This is a genomic window from Spiribacter roseus (assembly GCF_002813635.1).
GTDB classification, from domain to species: domain Bacteria; phylum Pseudomonadota; class Gammaproteobacteria; order Nitrococcales; family Nitrococcaceae; genus Spiribacter; species Spiribacter roseus.
The window spans coordinates 1,443,610-1,459,298 of record NZ_CP016382.1 but is presented as its reverse complement, the minus strand read 5'-3'; the positions used below and the strand labels follow the sequence as shown (position 1 = coordinate 1,459,298).

Below are 15,689 nucleotides of genomic sequence, written 5' to 3'. Positions count from 1 at the left end.
TCAGTTGACCTGAAAGCGCCGGCGCAGGAAACGCAGCAGCACAAAGACCGGTGGCCAGACCAGGGTGCTGGTCAGCGCCGGCAGCCAGAAGCGCCAGTCGACACCCGCGCTGTCGCTGAGCCCGCGGGTGATGAACAGCAGCGCGCGGGCCAGCAGCACCAGGCCCAGCACCGTCAGGGTCTGTTGCCAGATTGGAACGTTGCGCAGGCGCTGACACAGCTGAATGGTCAGGTAGGCGACCAGGGCGAAGGCGAGTGCATGCGAGCCCAGCGCGGTCGCCTGGATGACGTCCTGCAGCAGGCCGATCAGCCACGCAACTCCCACACCCACCCGAACCGGCAGCGCCAGACTCCAGTAAAGGATGACCAGCATCGCCCATTCCGGGCGATAGGGTTCGAGCCCTGCCGGCAGCGGCAGGATCATGAGGGTCAGCGCGACCACCAACGTGACGGCGATCACCCATCGCGCGTGGGGCTGGGCGCTATTCATCGCCGCTGCCCCGGTCTTCGATCAGCAGTACCTCCTTGACCTGCCCGATCCGTCCCAGCGGCTCGACCTGGATCTCGGAAAACGCCCTGCCGTCGTCGCGTTCAATGCGTCGCACCTCGCCCACCGGGTACCCGGCGGGAAAACGTTCCCCCAGGCCCGAGGTGACCAGCAGATCCCCCTCGCGGATATCGGCATTATTCGGCAGGCTCGAAATGGTGAGGGTATCGGTCCGGCCGGTGCCAAAGGCGACACTGCGCAGTCCATTGCGATTCACCTGAACCGGAATCCCATGGCTGGGATCGCTGATCAGCCGCACCGTGGCGGTGAAGGCGGCGACCGTCTCGACCTGTCCGAGCACGCCCTCAGCGTCGATGACGGGCTGGCCGACCCGGATGCGGTCGCGCAGACCCTTGCTGATCTGGGTGACATGGTTGAACGGGTCGAGATCGACGCCGGTGAGCTCGGCGATGACCACCGGACGCTCGAGCTCGTAGGAGGAGTCCAGCAGGCGGCGCAGCCGGATGTTTTCAACCTCGAGGGCGTCGAGCCGCTGCAGGCGGGCCTCGTAGACCTTCTGTCGATCTTCCAGGCGCTGATTCTCGGCGATCAGTTCGCGGCGGCTCGTCAATGTCTGTTCGGCCCGATCGCCCAGCCGCGCGGGCAGGGCGGCCATCAGGCGCAGGGGCTCGGTGACCACGGACAGTGCGTGGTGGACCGGTTCGAGCAGCCCGATCCGGTGATCGGCGAGCAGCAGGCTGATGGACACGATCGCCGCCAGGACAAACCGGGCGGTGACGGATGGCGTCTGTGAGAAAAGCGGTTTAATGGTCCTGCAGCCTCCGGTGAAACACTGTGCCGGTTACACGGGAGCAGGCACGGTCACTCGCTGGTGAAAAGATCCGCGCCTTTTTCGTCCATGAGCTCGAGTGCCCGCCCGCCGCCGCGCGCCACGGATGTCAGCGGTTCTTCGGCCAGCACCACCGGCAGTCCGGTTTCCTCCATGAGCAGGCGGTCGATGTTGCGTAACAGCGCGCCGCCGCCGGTGATCACGATGCCACGATCGGCGACGTCGGCGCCAAGCTCGGGCGGCGTCTGCTCGAGCGCCGTCTTGACCGCCCCCACGATTCCCGAGAGCGGCTCCTGCAGGGCTTCGAGGATTTCGTTGCTGTTGAGGGTGAAGCTGCGCGGGATGCCCTGGGCGAGGTTGCGCCCCTTGATCTCGAGCTCGCGGACCTCGTTGCCGGGAAAGGCCTGGCCAATCTGCTGCTTGATCTGCTCGGCGGTGGATTCGCCGATGAGGATGCCGTAGTTGCGCCGCACGTAATTGACGATGGCCTCGTCGAAGCGGTCACCGCCGATGCGCACCGATGCCGAGTAGACGATGCCATTGAGTGATACCACCGCGACCTCCGAGGTGCCCCCGCCGATGTCGAGTACCATCGAGCCGCGCGCCTCGCCCACCGGCATATCGGCGCCGATCGCAGCCGCCATGGGCTCTTCGATGAGGAAGACCTCGCGGGCACCGGCCCCGGCGGCCGATTCGCGGATCGCGCGCCGCTCGACCTGGGTGGAGCCGCAGGGCACGCACACCAGCACCCGCGGGCTGGGGCGGAAAAACCGCGCCTCGTGGACCTTCTTGATGAAGTGCTGGAGCATTTTCTCGGTGACGGTGAAGTCGGCGATGACGCCGTCCTTCAATGGCCGGATCGCCTTGATGGTGCCCGGGGTGCGCCCCAGCATCATCTTGGCTTCGCGTCCGACGGCGGCGATGGTCTTGGGGCCCCCATCGCGATCCTGACGAATGGCAACCACCGAGGGCTCATCAAGCAGGATCGACTGGCCGCGGGAATAGATCAGGGTATTCGCCGTACCTAGATCGATTGAAAGGTCGTTGGAGAAAACACCCCGTATGCCCTTGAACATGAAGAATTCCAGACGCGTTGAAAAGACGCAACAATCTACCAACCGGCGGGGGTTTGGGCAAGATACGGCCTATGGTAGTTTTAATCGCTTAACGAACCGACACCCAGGGAATCGACGATGCCCATCGATGCGAATGAAGTCGGCCAGATCGCCCATCTGGCGCGGCTGTCCATCAGTGAACCGGCCAGTCAGGCCTATGCCCGCAACCTCTCCGAGATTCTCGATTTCGTCGAGCAGCTCAGTGCCGTCGACACCGAGGGCGTCGAGCCGCTCGCCCATCCGCTGGAAATGACCCAGCGCCTGCGGCCCGATGAGCCCACCGAGCCGGATGAGCGCGAGCGCTTCCAGGCGATCGCCCCGGCAACCGAGGCCGGTCACTACCTCGTCCCCCGCGTCATCGAGTAAATCCCATGCATGACCAGACCATTGCCGAACTGGCGGCGGCGCTCGAGCGCGGCGAGTGCTCCAGCGTCGAGTTGACCCGCGCCGCGCTCGAGCGCATCGAGCGGGCGGCCGACCTGAACGCCTTCATCACCGTGACGCCTGAATCGGCGCTGGCCGAGGCTGAAGCGGCGGACGCCGCCCGCGCCCGCGGCGAGGCGGGGCCGCTGACCGGTATCCCCATCGCCCACAAGGATATCTTCTGCACCGAGGGCGTCCGCACGAGCTGCGCCAGCCGCATGCTCGAGAACTTCGTGCCGCCCTACGACGCGTTCGTCGTCGAGCGGCTGCGCGCGGCCGGCACGGTCAGTGTGGGCAAGACCAATATGGATGAGTTCGCCATGGGCTCATCCAATGAGACGAGTTATTTCGGCGCGGTGAAAAACCCCTGGGACCGCCAGGCCGTGCCCGGTGGTTCGTCGGGCGGTTCGGCGGCGGCCGTCGCGGCGGGTCTGGTACCGGCGGCCACCGGTACGGACACCGGTGGCTCCATCCGGCAGCCCGCGGCACTCACCGGGATCAGCGGCCTCAAGCCGACCTACGGCCGCGTCTCGCGATATGGCATCGTCGCCTTCGCCTCGAGTCTGGACCAGGCCGGCCCCATGGCCTCGAGTGCCGAGGATCTGGCGATTCTGCTGCAGGGCATGGCCGGCTTCGACCGCCGCGATTCCACCTGCGTCGACCGACCGGTACCGGATTACCGGGCACAGATGGCCGCGACCGATCTGCGCGGCCTGCGGGTGGGGCTGCCCCGTGAGTTCCTCGAAGCGGAGGGCGTCGACGCCGAGGTGTCGGGCGGCATCAGCGCGGCCGCCCAGGCCCTGGGCGATGCCGGCGCCGAGGTCCGGGAGATTTCTTTGCCCAACGCCGGCATGGCGGTGCCGGTGTATTACGTGATCGCACCGGCGGAGGCGTCATCCAACCTGTCGCGATTCGACGGTGTGCGCTACGGCTACCGCTGCGAGGCGCCGGCCGACCTCGAGGATCTCTACAAGCGCAGCCGCGGCGAGGGCTTCGGCGAAGAGGTCAAGCGCCGCATCATGGTGGGCACCTACGCCCTGTCGGCGGGCTACTACGATGCCTACTATCACAAGGCCCAGCAGGTGCGCCGACTGGTGCAGCAGGACTTTGCCCGGGCGTTCGAGTCAGTGGACGTCATCGCCGGGCCCACGGCGCCGTCGACGGCGTTCCCGCTGGGCGCGAAGGCCGACGATCCGGTGCAGATGTACCTGTCCGACATCTTCACCATCGCCGTCAATCTGGCCGGCCTCCCGGCGCTGTCCGTGCCGGCGGGATTCGGCGGCGGCCGGCCCATCGGGCTGCAGCTGATCGGCAGTCACTTCGATGAGGGACGGCTGTTGGGCGCGGCCCATGGCTATCAGCAGATCACCGACTGGCACCGTCAGCGGCCGCCGGTGGAGGAGTAGCGGACATGCAATTCGAAGCAGTGATCGGGCTTGAGCTGCACGCGCAGCTCGCCACCCGGACCAAGATCTTCTCGGGCGCGCCGACCGCCTACGGGGCCGAGGCCAACCGGCAGGCGTCAGCGATCGATCTGGGCATGCCGGGGATGCTGCCGGTGCTCAACGAACGCGCCGTGGACTATGCCATCCGCCTGGGGCTGGCGCTGAATGCCGACGTGGCGGGCCGCTCGGTGTTCGCGCGCAAGAACTACTTCTACCCGGATCTGCCCAAGGGCTACCAGATCTCGCAGTACGAACTGCCGGTGGTGGGCGCCGGCCACCTTGATATCGAATTGGACGACGGCACCCGCAAGCGCATTGGCGTCACCCGCGCGCACCTCGAGGAGGATGCCGGCAAGAGCCTTCACGAGGGGTTCACGCGCATGACCGGTATCGACCTCAACCGGGCGGGCACGCCGCTGCTCGAGATTGTCTCGGAGCCCGAGCTGCGGTCGGCCCGGGAGGCGGTGGCGTACATGAAAAAGATGCACTCGCTGGTGCGCTACCTGCGGATCTGCGACGGCAACATGCAGGAGGGCAGTTTCCGCTGCGATGCCAACGTATCGGTCCGGCCGGTGGGGGAAACCCGTTTCGGCACCCGGGCTGAGCTCAAGAACCTGAACTCATTCCGGTTTGTCGAGCGCGCCATCAACTTCGAGATCGAACGCCAGATCGAGTTGATCGAGGACGGCGGCGAGGTGATCCAGGAGACCCGACTGTTCGACCCCGACCGGGGTGAGACCCGGTCGATGCGGGGTAAGGAGCAGGCCCACGACTATCGATACTTCCCCGACCCCGACCTTCTGCCGCTGGAGATCACTTCCGCGCACATCGACCGGGTGCGCGACGAACTGCCGGAACTGCCCGACGCCAAGTCCGGGCGTTTTCAGCGCGACTATGGCCTGTCCGCCTACGATGCCGGCGTGCTCACCGGCTCGCGCGAGCTGGCCGACTACTTCGAGGCGGTGGCGGCCGCTGCCGGCGATGCCAAGCTGTCGGCCAACTGGGTGATGGGCGAATTGTCCGGAGCGCTCAATAAGGCCGGCCTCGAGATTACCCAGAGCCCGATCGATGCCGCCATGCTGGCGGGGCTGTTGCTGCGGATCCGTGACGAGACCATTTCCGGGAAGATCGCCAAGGAGGTATTCGAAGCCCTCTGGAACGGCGAGGGCGATGCCGACACGGTCATCAACGACCGCGGCCTGCGTCAGGTCACCGACAATGCCGCCATCGAGGCCATGGTCGAGGAAGCGATCGCCGCCAACCCCGGACAGCTCGAGCAGTACCGCGCCGGTAAAACGAAACTGATGGGCTTTTTCGTCGGTCAGGTGATGAAGGCCTCAGGCGGCAAGGCGAATCCGCAGCAGGTCAACGAGATCCTCAAACGCCGGCTGGACGGTTGATGCGCAATGACTGATCGGCTTCATCGATTTCTGTTCGAAAACGCGGACGTGCGTGGCGAAGTCGTGCAGCTCGACGAATCGTTCACCGCCATCACCCGGCGCACCGACCACGAGCCGGCCGTCGATCGGTTGATTGGCGAAGGCCTGGCGGCGGTGGCGCTGCTGGCGGCCACGCTCAAGTCGGCCTGCGATCTGACCCTGCAGCTGCAGGCGGACGGGCCGCTTCGGCTGCTGCTGGTGCAGGCCGGCAGCGATGGATCGCTGCGCGCCATGGCGCGGACCGGCGATCGGGTGCCGGCGGATGTCCCGATCGATGAGCAGGCCGTGCAGGGGACGCTGGCGATCACCATCGACCCCGAGAAGGACGGCGAGCGCTATCAGGGGGTGGTGGATCTGCGCGGCGGCAGTCTGGGCGCCGCGCTGGAGCATTATTTCAGTGAGTCCGAACAGCTCCCCACCCGGGTCTGGCTGTCCGCCCGTGAGGGGCATGCCGCGGGCATGCTGATCCAGCGCCTGCCGGCCAGCGATGCCGCCGATGGCGACGCCGACGCCTGGGCCCGGGCCGATCAGCTGGCGGCCACCATCACCGGGCCGGAACTGCGCGAACAGGCGCCGGGCGAGGTTATCCGGCGCCTGTTCCATGAAGAGGACATCCGGCTGTTCGACCCGATGCCGTTCCGCTTCCGCTGCCGCTGTTCGCGTGAGCGGGTGGCGGCCATGCTGGAAGGCCTTGGCGAGGCGGAGATGCGCGAAACCCTCGAAGCCGAGGGGCGCGTGGAAGTGCACTGCGACTTCTGCAACGAGCCCTATCGGTTTGACGCCGTCGACATCGAGGCGATGTTCACCGACCCTGCCAGTCGCTCACCCGACAGCCGTCAGTCCCACTGACTCGCGGCGCTGCCACACACCGGACAGGCGGGGTCGCGGCGCAGCTCGATGCGCCGCCAGCGCTGATCCATTGCATCCACCATCAACAGACGATGATTGAGCGGCTCCCCGAGCCCGGTCAGTACCTTGATGGCCTCCACGGCCTGCAGGCTGCCGACGACACCGGGTAGCGGCCCGAGCACCCCGGTTTCGCTGCAGCCAAGGGTTTCTTCGCCGGTATCGGCGTACAGGCAGCGGTAGCAGGGGCCCTCCAGATCCGGTCGCAGGACGGCCACCTGTCCGTCCATGCCGATGACAGCGCCGGTGATCAGTGGGCGGCCGGCCCGCACACAGGCCGCGTTGACCGCAAAGCGGGTGGAGAACCGATCGGAGCCGTCGATCACCAGATCCACATCGGCGACCAGTGCGGGCAGATTATCGGCGTCCAGGGCCTGCTCGATGGGCTCGACGGTGACCTCCGGGTTGAGCGCGGCGACATGGTCGCGGGCCGAGTCGGTCTTCAGCCGGCCGATGTCCGCCGTGCCGTGGAGGATCTGGCGCTGCAGGTTGGTGAGCTCGACCCGATCGAAATCCGCCACCCGCAGGTGCCCGACCCCCGCCGCGGCCAGATAGAGTGCCACTGCCGAGCCCAACCCCCCGGCACCCACCAGCAGGATACGGCTGGCCAACAGCCGGGCCTGACCGTCAAGGTCCAGACCCGGCACCATGATCTGCCGGCTGTAGCGGATCAGCTGCTCGTCATTCATGGCGCTGTGCTCCCCGGCGGCCACCGCTGATCCGCTCGTGCCCGGCCAGATCACGCCGGGTCTCGATGGCCTCAAAACCCTGGGCGGCCAGGTATTCCCGCACCGCCGGCCCCTGGGTATGCCCATGTTCGACCCAGAGCCGGCCGGCGTCTTCGAGATGCGCGGCGGCGCCCTCGATGATGATGCGCAGCGCGGCCAGCCCCGATTCGTCCGCACGCAGCGCCGCACGCGGCTCAAAGCGGGCATCGCCCTGATCCGGCTCCGGCTCGGCGGGCCCGATGTAGGGCGGATTGGACACGATCAGGTCGTAGCGTGCGGTGCCGACCGGCTCGTACCAGTCACCCTGGCGCAGGCGCAGATTGCCGACGCCGAGCAGCGCCGCGTTCTGGTTGGCCACAGTCAGCGCCTCGGCAGACTGGTCGGTGGCGTCGATACGGGCGTTGGGCCAGGCACGGCCCAGCGCGACGGCGATGCAACCACTGCCCGTGCCCAGCTCGAGCACCCGGGCGGCCGGGGACTCGAGTGCCGCCTCCACCAGATGTTCGGTTTCGGGGCGCGGGATGAGCACCGCCGGCGTCACCGCCAGTTCAAAGTCCATGAAGCCGCAGCGGCCCAGCAGATAGGCGACGGGCTCGCCGCGATAGCGCCGCTGGAGCAGTCCCTGATAGCGCCGCCAGGCCGGCTCCGCCAGGGGTTGCTCGGGATGGGCCCGGCGCTGCGCGGCGGATTGCCCGGTGGCGGCGCCCAGCAGCCAGTCCGCATCCACGGCGGCACTGACGCTGACCGCGTCGAGCATCCGCTGCCCGCGCTGCCGGGCCTCGGCCAGCGTCACCGCCCCGGTCACTTCAGGTCGGCGGCCCGCAGGTTGATGGCGCGCTCTTCGAGCATCACCGGGATGCCGTCATCCACCCGGTAGATGCGCTCTTCATTGGCGGTGACCAGGCCCTCCTCGAGCGGCGTCTCGACGGGGCTGTCGTCCTGGTAGTGGACGTCGCCCGCGTTGATGCGCTCGTTCAGCGCCTTCAGCTCGCGTCGTCCCAGCACATGCACCGGCTGCTTGGTCACCGGGCAGCAAAGAATGTCGAGTAATTTGCGATCGATAGCCATGACGATTGAACCTGTCGGGATGATGGCCAAGGATAGCAGACTGCCGGCCGGCAGCGCCCCGGGGCGTGGAGAAAATCCGGCCGCCGGGCTACCATGCGGATATCGACGATAACGTTCATAGTGAGATCAACACGCCATGAGTGAGACCCCCATCGACAACCTGAACGTCCTGGCCCAGGATCCGCTGCCCACACCGGCCGAGCTCAAGGCGCGGCAGCCCCTCTCGGCGTCGGGCGAGGAGACCGTCAAGGCCGGCCGCGCTGCGGTGGAGGCGATCCTCGACGGCCGGGACCCGCGCCTGCTGGTGGTGATCGGCCCCTGCTCGATCCACGACCTTGACGCGGCCAAGGACTACGCCCGGCGACTGAAGGCGCTGCATGACGAGCTCAGTGACTCGCTGTTCATCGTCATGCGGGTGTACTTCGAAAAACCGCGCACCACGGTGGGCTGGAAGGGCCTGATCAATGACCCTTACATGGACGACAGTTTCGACATCGAGGAGGGGCTCCGCCGGGCCCGCGATCTTCTGCTGTATCTGGCGGAACTCGGGCTGCCCGCCGGTACCGAGGCGCTCGACCCGATTACACCGCAATACCTGGGTGATCTGATCAGCTGGACCGCGATCGGTGCCCGCACCACCGAGTCGCAGACCCATCGCGAAATGGCCAGTGGCCTGTCAACGGCGGTCGGCTTCAAGAACGGGACCGACGGCAGCCTGGATGTGGCCATCAACGCCATGCGCTCGGCGGCGAGCCCGCACAGTTTTCTGGGGATCACCCAGCACGATGGCCGCTCGGCGATCATCCGCACCGCCGGCAATCGCTATGGACACGTGGTGCTGCGCGGCGGTGATCAGCCCAACTACGATTCGGTGAGCATTGCGCTGTGCGAAAAGGCGCTGGCGGACGAAGGGCTGTCGGCCTGCCTGATGGTGGACTGCAGCCATGCCAATTCGAACAAGGATCCGGGGCTGCAGCCGCTGGTCATGGATAATCTGGTCAATCAGATTGTCGAAGGAAACCGGTCGATCGTCGCAGTGATGATCGAGAGCCAGATCGGCTGGGGCAAGCAGAAGCTCGGCGACGATCCGTCGGCCCTTGAGTATGGCGTGTCGATCACCGATGGCTGCATTGACTGGGCGACCACTGAGCGTGTGCTGCGCGAGGCCGCGGCAAAACTCTCACAACCGCTTCAGGCGCGGATCGCCTGAGGCCGACAAGGAGAGATCGCGCTTGACCGCTCGGCCGGCGCGCAGTTGAATGAGCGGTCGAGCCAATGGAGGTAACCATGACCGATAATGCTTCTCTGCCCGTGCGCGGCATCGAGCCGTACCAGCCCGCCGACGATGAGGCCTACATGAGCGAGGCCCAGCTGGCGCATTTCGAGGCGATCCTCGGCGCGTGGAAACAGCAGCTGCAGGAAGAGGTGGAGCGCACGGTCAGTCATATGCGTGATGACGCCAATCATTACGCCGATCCGGCCGACCGGGCGACCCAGGAAGAGGAATTCGCCCTCGAGCTGCGCACCCGTGATCGCGAGCGCAAGCTGATCCGCAAGATCGACAAGACCCTGGAGCGGATCCGCAAGGACGACTACGGGTACTGCGATGAATGCGGTGTCGAGATCGGCATCCGCCGGCTTGAGGCCCGGCCGACCGCCACGCTGTGCGTCGACTGCAAGACGCTCGAGGAGATCCGCGAGAAACAGCGCGTCGCCTGAGCCGCGACGCCGGGTTTACTGTTCGGCCGACAGCTCGGCGAGCTGGTCGGCCTGGTGCTCGTTGATCAGCGGGTCGATCACTGATTCAAGATGGCCGGCGAGGATCGACTCCAGCTTGTACAGGGTCAGATTGATCCGATGGTCGGTGACCCGGCCCTGCGGGAAGTTGTAGGTACGGATGCGATCGGATCGATCACCGGTGCCCACCAGCTGGCGTCGGGTCTCGGTCCGCTCGGCCACCGCCGCATCCCGCTGCTGGTCCATCAATCTCGCCTGCAGCAGGGACAGGGCCCTGGCCCGGTTTTTGTGCTGAGAGCGTTCCTCCTGGCATTCCACGACCACGCCACTGGGCAGATGCGTCATGCGCACGGCCGAGTCCGTCTTGTTGACGTGCTGCCCTCCGGCGCCGGAGGCCCGGAAGGTGTCCACGCGAAGATCCGCGGGGTTGATCTCGATTTCATCAATTTCCCCGGCTTCGGGCAGGATGGCGACCGTGCAGGCCGAGGTGTGGATGCGGCCCTGGGACTCGGTGGCGGGCACGCGCTGGACCCGGTGAGCGCCGGATTCGAACTTGAGCCTTGAGTAGACCCGATCGCCGGCGATGCGCGCCACCACTTCGCGGTAGCCGCCCTGTTCGCCGGGGCTTTCACTGAGCAGCTCGGTCCGCCAGCCCTGCTGTTCGGCGTAGCGTAGATACATCCGCAGCAGATCGCCGGCGAAAAGCGCGGCCTCGTCCCCGCCGGTTCCGGCACGGATCTCGACGAAGGTGTTGCGGGTGTCGTTGGGATCTTCGGGGATCATCAGCAGCGTCAGATCCCGCTCAAGCGACTCGAGACGGCGACGGGCGGTGGCAATTTCCTCTTCGGCCAGCGCCCGCATCGCCTCGTCGCCGTCCTCGGCCAGCTCCTCGGCGTGGGCCAGATCGGTTTCCGCCGATTCGAACGCCGTCAGCGTGGCCGCCAGCGGTTCGAGTCGCGAGTACTCCTGCGAGAGGCGGGTGAACTCGCGGTTGTCGCCGATCACCTCGGGGTCGGCGAGCAACTGCTCGATCTCTTCATGGCGCTCCAGAAGGCTCTGGAGCTTGCGGCGCAGGTTGTCGTTCATTCGTCGTCGTCCCGGCTTTCGTCGATGCCCAGCATGCGACGACTCTGCCGGATGGTTTCCGGATCGCCACTGCGGGCCGCCTCACGCAGGCCCAGCGTGGGCAGATGCAGGAGTTTGCGGGTCAGTCGGTGCGCCAGTGCCTCCAGCACCTGTTCCGGGGGCTGGCCGGCGCTGATCTCGCGGCGTGCCTGCTCGAGGGCATACTCGCGCTGTCGCTCGCCGTGGCGCCGAAAGCGTCGGATGGCGCTGACCGCATCGAGGGTGCGCACCCAGTCCATGAACCGGTCGGCCTGCTCCTGGACCAGGGCCTCCGCCTCGGTGGCGGCCGCCGCGCGGTTGCGCTGATTGCGGTCGATGACATCGCGCAGGTCATCGACAGTGTACAGGTAGACATCCTCGAGCTGGTCGATGCGGGTCTCGATATCCCGCGGCACTGCCAGATCGACCATGAACACCGGCTCATGGCGGCGCTGGCGCAGGCTTGCGCGGACCTGATCGTAGTGGAGGACCGGCTCGGGGCTGGCCGTGCAGGAGATGATGATGTCGGCACGGGGCAGGAACGCCTCAAGCTCGTCCAGTCCCAGCGCGCTGCCGCCACAGGTGCTTGCCAGTGACTCGGCCCGTTCGCGGCTACGGTTGGCGATGACCAGCTCACCCATGCCCTGCTCGCGGAAGTGCCGGGCGGTGAGTTCGATCATCTCCCCGGCGCCGATCAGCAGCGCGCGCCGGCGATCCAGTCGATCGAAGATCTGACGGGCCAGGGTGACCGCGGCAAACGCCACCGACACCGGATGGGCGCCGATCGCCGTCTCGGTGCGCACGCGCTTCGCCAGCGAAAACGCATGCTGGAAAAGCCGGTCCAGGATCTGGCCCAGGAGTCCGGCGCCGGCGGCCGAGTGATAGGCCAGTTTGGCCTGGCCGAGGATCTGCGGTTCGCCCAGCACCAGCGAGTCCAGGCCCGCGGCCACCCGCAGGAGATGGACAACGGCATCCCGGCCCTCGAGCGTGTACAGATACGGATCGAGCCAGTCCGGGTCCAGATCCTGTTGCTGGGCCAGCCAGCGATGCAGGATGGCCGGAGTGGCCTCAGGCGCCAGGACCGCGTAGATCTCGGTGCGGTTGCAGGTGGACAATACCGCGGCTTCGCGCACGCCGGGGCGCTCGGCGAGCGCGGACAGTGCACTGTCCAGCGTTTCCGCCGACAACACCACCTGCTCGCGGACGGCGAGCGGTGCGGATTCGTGGTTGAGCCCCAGGGTGACGACTGGCATCGGGATCCGGTTGACTGGAATGTGGCAGATTGTAGGGCAGCATTGCCTCAACACAAGTAGGATACGGGGTCGATGAAAAGGTTCGCGACTCGACATTGGCGACAGGCCCGCTGGCGGCGGGGGTTGGGGGGCTTTCTGGCCGTTGCCCTGATGGTGGCCTGTGCGCCGGTGAAGGACGACGGCCGGGCGGCGGTGGATCCCGTTGAAGCCTCGCCCCTGACCGGTGTGATGGCCGCCGAGCTCGCCGCCGCGCGGGGTGATGTGGAGCGCGCCAGCCGGCTCTACGATGCCGTCGGCGGACGCCTTGGCGACGCCGACGCGGTGGAGCGGGGCGCGCGGCTGGCACTGCTTGCCGATGACCTGGCCGCCGCCCGGCGGCTGTCCGCGCGATGGATCGAGCTCGCTCCTGACAGTCGTGACGCCCTGCGCCTGCAGGGGCTTGTGAGGCTGCGCAACGACGATGTCGAGGGGGCCGCGGCCCGGTTGCTTGAAAGCCTCCCGGATGACCCCGGGGAGCGTGATGTGGCCCTTGATGGGCTGGCCCGGCGCCTGTCCGATCGGGCACTGCCAGCGCAGTCCCTGCAGGTCATGGCGGCGATTGCCGACGCCCTGCCGCAATCCCGGGCGGCGCGACTGGCGCTGGCCCGGGTGGCGATCGCTCGTGAGGCGCCGCGGATCGCCCTTGAGGCGGTCGATCAGGCGCTCGATCGGCAACCGGATCTGCGCAGTGCCCGCCTGCTGCGCGCCGATGCCCTGCTGGCACTGGACCGGCCTGACGCGGCATTCGCGATCTTTGCTGAATTGCTGGAGGCGTCGCCGGATAATGCCTCGCTGCGCTTCGAATACGCCCGGGCCCTGCTCGAGCGCGAGCGTGAGGCCGCCGCCCTCGAGGAATTCCGGCAGCTGGTCGAGGCGGGCGCGACACAGCCGCGGATGCTCAATGCCGCCATTGTTCTGGCGTTGCGCAGCGGCGCGGACGAACTGGCGCTGACGGCGCTGCGCCGGCTCAGGGCGGGCGCCGGCTCGGCCACGCGCCGGAGTCTGCTGCTGGAGGGCCGGCTGCTGCGCCGGCTCGGCCGGACCGGTGAGAGCCTCGAGGTCTACAACCGTGCGCTCGAGGGGCGGAGTGCGGATGCCGAACTGCGCTACGCGCGTGCCATGGCGCGGATTGCCACGGATGATCTCGCCGGTGCGGAGACCGATCTGCGCCGCATCATTCGGGACGATCCGGCCCATGCCGAGGCCCTCAATGCCCTCGGCTACACCCTGGTGGATCAGACTCCGCGCATCGACGAGGGCGCCGCCCTGATCGAAGAGGCCTACCGGATCCGCCCCGAATCGGCGGCGATCATCGACAGCATGGGTTGGGCGGAATACCGTCAGGGCCGGCCTGCCGCGGCGCTTGAGTATCTGCGGCGTGCCCACGAAATGACCGATGGCGCCCCGGAGATCGCCGCGCATCTGGGAGAGGTGCTCTGGGTGCTGGGACGGCGCGACGAAGCACGGGCCATCTGGCGGGCGGCCGCGTCCGGTCACAGTGATCACCCGGTGCTGGAGGAGACCATGGAGCGTTTGAATTGAACCGGTGGCGGCGGTTTGCGGGTCTGGCGGCGGCGTTGACGCTGGGCGTGCTGCTGGCCGGCTGCGCGGTTCGGCCGCCAGCCCCCGAGGTGAGCGATGACAGCGTGCGGCTGGCCGACTGGACGCCGCCGGCCGCCCCGGACGCGTGGCAGCTCAACGGCCGCACGTCGCTGCAACTGGGTGAACAGGGGGCGACCGCGGCGCTGACCTGGCGTCAGGATCAAGCGGCATACCGGATAGATCTGCGCGGCGCGCTGGGTGCCGGAAGCCTGCGCATCACTGGCGACGCCGACGGGGTTACGGTGCGTACGGCCGATGGCGGACGCTACCGTGCCGAGAGCCCGCGTGAACTGGTACGGGCGGTCACTGGTTACGATCTGCCGGTGGGTTTTCTGCGCTACTGGGTGACCGGGCAACCGGTGCCATGGCTCGAGGGGCGCGTCACTCTGGATCCCGCGGGGCGCCCGGGCGTGATCCGTCAGGGCGGCTGGCGGGTGAGCTACGAGGCCTTCGAGTCGGTGGGCGGTTTCTCGCTCCCCGGACGCGTGGCCGTGACCCGGGCGGAGACGTCGGTCCGCATGGTGGTCCGCCACTGGTCGCCGGGGGGATGAGCCAGCGATCAACGGGCTGGCCGGCGCCGGCCAAGATCAATCGCTTCCTGCACATCACCGGCCGGCGGCCGGATGGCTATCACGCTCTCCAGACCCTGTTTCAGTTCATCGAACCCTGCGATGGGCTCGACTTTACGCTGACTGACGGCCCGGAGATTACCCGTGACGGCGGCGTTGCCGGGCTGCCGGCGGCGGATGATCTGGTGGTCCGCGCCGCCCGCGCCCTGCAGGCCCGGACCGGTTGCCGGGCCGGCGTGCATATTCATGTCGATAAACGCATCGCCGCCGGCGCTGGCCTGGGAGGGGGGTCCTCGGATGCCGCGACGACCCTCGTCGCCCTCAACGCGCTCTGGGGATGCGGCCTGAGCGGGACGGCCCTGGAGGCCATCGGTCTGGAGCTGGGGGCCGATGTCCCGGTCTTTGTCCGCGGCCGGGCGGCCTGGGCGGAGGGCGTGGGCGAGCGGTTGACGGTGGTGGAGGCCGACCGCCCGTGGCTGGTGGTTGTGGACCCGCGGGTCGAGGTCAGCACGGCGGCGGTGTTCGGTGATCCCAAATTGACACGGCATACTGAGCGTATAACAATACCCGCCTTCAAAACGATGGCCTTGCGCAATGACTGCGAGGCAACCGTCCGGCGGCTTTATCCGCCGGTCGCGAGCGCGATCGACGCGCTCTCGGAGTATGGGCCGTCGCGGCTCACAGGCACGGGGGGGTGTCTTTTTGCCTGTTTTGACGATCGCGACGCCGCCGAGCGGGCGCGCAGGGGCGTCGATGATCGTGGGACGGTCTGGGTGACGCGGGTAGCGAATCACTCGCCACTGCTCGATCGGCTCGCAATGCAGCAGGCATCATCAAATGGGGCGTAGCCAAGCGGTAAGGCACGGGGTTTTGATCCCCGGATGCGCAGGTTCGAATCCTGCCGCCCCAGCCACATATCAGGAGC

At 67.5% G+C, this 15,689-nt stretch carries 17 protein-coding genes and 1 tRNA gene; 10 read left to right on the top strand and 8 right to left on the bottom strand.

Annotated elements, in window-relative coordinates:
• From mreD to BBH56_RS07165, 3 genes are read right to left on the bottom strand one after another with little or no spacing between them, the layout of a single operon-like run.
• The gene (mreD, locus tag BBH56_RS07175) at window positions 1-489 is read right to left on the bottom strand and encodes a rod shape-determining protein MreD (protein ID WP_069134101.1); all 489 of its coding nucleotides are present in this window, start codon (window positions 487-489) and stop codon (window positions 1-3) included.
• Window positions 482-1,315, bottom strand: a complete 834-nt coding sequence (gene mreC, locus BBH56_RS07170; RefSeq protein WP_148122399.1) for a rod shape-determining protein MreC — start codon at window positions 1,313-1,315, stop codon at window positions 482-484. Before mreC ends, mreD begins: the two co-directional genes overlap by 8 nt.
• Window positions 1,316-1,368: 53 nt before the next feature.
• Window positions 1,369-2,412 (bottom strand): rod shape-determining protein, encoded by a 1,044-nt coding sequence (locus BBH56_RS07165; RefSeq protein ID WP_069134103.1) that lies wholly within the window; start codon window positions 2,410-2,412, stop codon window positions 1,369-1,371.
• Window positions 2,413-2,529: 117 nt separating this feature from the next.
• On the opposite strand from BBH56_RS07165, the gene gatC reads away from it, so the two are divergent.
• From gatC to hslO, 4 genes are read left to right on the top strand one after another with little or no spacing between them, the layout of a single operon-like run.
• The gene (gene gatC, locus BBH56_RS07160; RefSeq protein WP_069134104.1) at window positions 2,530-2,817 is read left to right on the top strand and encodes an Asp-tRNA(Asn)/Glu-tRNA(Gln) amidotransferase subunit GatC; all 288 of its coding nucleotides are present in this window, start codon (window positions 2,530-2,532) and stop codon (window positions 2,815-2,817) included.
• Between the two features lie 5 nt (window positions 2,818-2,822).
• A complete protein-coding gene (gene gatA / locus BBH56_RS07155; protein WP_148122398.1) occupies window positions 2,823-4,280 on the top strand; it encodes an Asp-tRNA(Asn)/Glu-tRNA(Gln) amidotransferase subunit GatA in 1,458 nt (485 codons plus the stop codon).
• A 5-nt stretch (window positions 4,281-4,285) separates the two neighbouring features.
• Complete coding sequence (gene gatB, locus BBH56_RS07150; protein ID WP_148122397.1) at window positions 4,286-5,719, top strand: Asp-tRNA(Asn)/Glu-tRNA(Gln) amidotransferase subunit GatB; 1,434 nt, start codon at window positions 4,286-4,288, stop codon at window positions 5,717-5,719.
• A gap of 6 nt (window positions 5,720-5,725) precedes the next feature.
• Complete coding sequence (gene hslO, locus BBH56_RS07145; RefSeq protein ID WP_148122396.1) at window positions 5,726-6,607, top strand: Hsp33 family molecular chaperone HslO; 882 nt, start codon at window positions 5,726-5,728, stop codon at window positions 6,605-6,607.
• Here the strand turns inward: hslO and BBH56_RS07140 are convergent.
• The 3 genes from BBH56_RS07140 to BBH56_RS07130 are packed head-to-tail and all read right to left on the bottom strand — an operon-like array spanning window position 6,595 to window position 8,460.
• Complete coding sequence (locus BBH56_RS07140; protein WP_148122772.1) at window positions 6,595-7,353, bottom strand: HesA/MoeB/ThiF family protein; 759 nt, start codon at window positions 7,351-7,353, stop codon at window positions 6,595-6,597. The genes hslO and BBH56_RS07140 overlap by 13 nt on opposite strands.
• Window positions 7,346-8,197: a peptide chain release factor N(5)-glutamine methyltransferase gene (prmC, locus tag BBH56_RS07135; protein ID WP_318262521.1), complete on the bottom strand. Its 852-nt coding sequence runs from the start codon at window positions 8,195-8,197 to the stop codon at window positions 7,346-7,348. The genes BBH56_RS07140 and prmC overlap by 8 nt, the downstream gene beginning before the upstream one ends.
• Window positions 8,194-8,460 (bottom strand): Trm112 family protein, encoded by a 267-nt coding sequence (locus BBH56_RS07130; protein ID WP_186295108.1) that lies wholly within the window; start codon window positions 8,458-8,460, stop codon window positions 8,194-8,196. The genes prmC and BBH56_RS07130 overlap by 4 nt, the downstream gene beginning before the upstream one ends.
• Before the next feature lie 136 nt (window positions 8,461-8,596).
• On the opposite strand from BBH56_RS07130, the gene BBH56_RS07125 reads away from it, so the two are divergent.
• Entirely contained in the window at window positions 8,597-9,670 is a 1,074-nt protein-coding gene (locus tag BBH56_RS07125) for a 3-deoxy-7-phosphoheptulonate synthase (RefSeq protein ID WP_069134108.1), read from the top strand.
• 77 nt (window positions 9,671-9,747) lie between these two features.
• Window positions 9,748-10,179, top strand: a complete 432-nt coding sequence (gene dksA / locus BBH56_RS07120; RefSeq protein ID WP_069134121.1) for an RNA polymerase-binding protein DksA — start codon at window positions 9,748-9,750, stop codon at window positions 10,177-10,179.
• 15 nt (window positions 10,180-10,194) lie between these two features.
• Here dksA and prfA read toward each other — a convergent pair whose 3' ends face one another.
• Together prfA and hemA are read right to left on the bottom strand one after the other, a co-directional pair.
• The gene (prfA, locus tag BBH56_RS07115) at window positions 10,195-11,283 is read right to left on the bottom strand and encodes a peptide chain release factor 1 (protein WP_148122395.1); all 1,089 of its coding nucleotides are present in this window, start codon (window positions 11,281-11,283) and stop codon (window positions 10,195-10,197) included.
• A complete protein-coding gene (gene hemA / locus BBH56_RS07110) occupies window positions 11,280-12,554 on the bottom strand; it encodes a glutamyl-tRNA reductase (RefSeq protein ID WP_148122394.1) in 1,275 nt (424 codons plus the stop codon). Before hemA ends, prfA begins: the two co-directional genes overlap by 4 nt.
• Before the next feature lie 72 nt (window positions 12,555-12,626).
• Between hemA and BBH56_RS07105 the strand changes: the two genes are divergently transcribed.
• The 4 genes from BBH56_RS07105 to BBH56_RS07090 all read left to right on the top strand — a co-directional run bounded on the left by BBH56_RS07105 (window position 12,627) and on the right by BBH56_RS07090 (window position 15,677).
• On the top strand, window positions 12,627-14,135 hold the full coding sequence (locus tag BBH56_RS07105; protein ID WP_148122393.1) for a tetratricopeptide repeat protein: 1,509 nt from the start codon (window positions 12,627-12,629) through the stop codon (window positions 14,133-14,135).
• Window positions 14,132-14,746, top strand: a complete 615-nt coding sequence (lolB, locus tag BBH56_RS07100) for a lipoprotein insertase outer membrane protein LolB (protein ID WP_148122392.1) — start codon at window positions 14,132-14,134, stop codon at window positions 14,744-14,746. Before BBH56_RS07105 ends, lolB begins: the two co-directional genes overlap by 4 nt.
• On the top strand, window positions 14,743-15,612 hold the full coding sequence (gene ispE, locus BBH56_RS07095) for a 4-(cytidine 5'-diphospho)-2-C-methyl-D-erythritol kinase (protein WP_148122391.1): 870 nt from the start codon (window positions 14,743-14,745) through the stop codon (window positions 15,610-15,612). Before lolB ends, ispE begins: the two co-directional genes overlap by 4 nt.
• A tRNA-Gln gene (locus tag BBH56_RS07090) sits at window positions 15,603-15,677 on the top strand. The genes ispE and BBH56_RS07090 overlap by 10 nt, the downstream gene beginning before the upstream one ends.
• The last annotated feature ends 12 nt before the right edge of the window (window positions 15,678-15,689 follow it).